The 741-nt window shown below is 43.3% G+C and carries 1 protein-coding gene; it reads left to right on the forward strand.

Annotated features, from left to right (window positions below; translation table 11 throughout):
* Positions 1 to 741, forward strand: a 741-nt coding sequence (locus OQX61_RS24225) for an MBG domain-containing protein (protein ID WP_265844423.1), incomplete at both ends; no start/stop codon positions are given.

Genomic DNA, 741 nt, shown 5'->3' on the forward strand with positions numbered 1-741 from the left:
ACTGCTGGTTCAGCTGTTGCTGATTATCAAATCTCAATGGGTAGTCTGGTTGCCAGTAATCCAGGAAATTACAGCCTGCAACTAGGCACAGAAAATTATGCCATCACCAGAAAACCGATCATGGTAACTGCCACTGCGGTAAGCCAGGTTTATGGCGATACAGATCCGGTGTCTTTACCTTATACTTTGTCTGCTCCTTTAGCAACCGGCGATTCTTTTACCGGCAAGTTGGCTAGAACTGCAGGAACTGCTGTAGGAAGCTATCCTGTTAATCAGGGAGACCTGGCTTTAGGTTCAAATTACGACCTTAATTTTACCGCTGCAGATTTAACGATTACCCCAAAAGCTATCGTCATCACTGCAGTAAGCAAGGCTAAAAATTATGGCGAAAACGACCCTGCATTTGAGTACAATTTTAGTCCATTGGTATCACCTGATGTGATTACCGGAACATTGACAAGAATACCAGGAGAAAATGTAGGTACTTATAACTTTGAGCTGGGAACACTAAACGCAGGAACAAATTATACCCTGAACTTAAGTCCGCTGCCTCAATTCACGATTAACAACTCTACAATTACAGTAACGCCAATTACGGCAAGTATTCAATATGGTGATGCAGAACCTGTAATCGGTTATAACTTTACACCTGCGCTTAAAACTGGTGATGCCTTTACAGGAGCATTGGCCAGAGCTCCGGGAAATACACCAAATTCTTACCTGATCAATCAGGGCACCCTC

Source organism: Pedobacter sp. PLR (genome assembly GCF_026239675.1).
Lineage (GTDB): Bacteria > Bacteroidota > Bacteroidia > Sphingobacteriales > Sphingobacteriaceae > Pedobacter.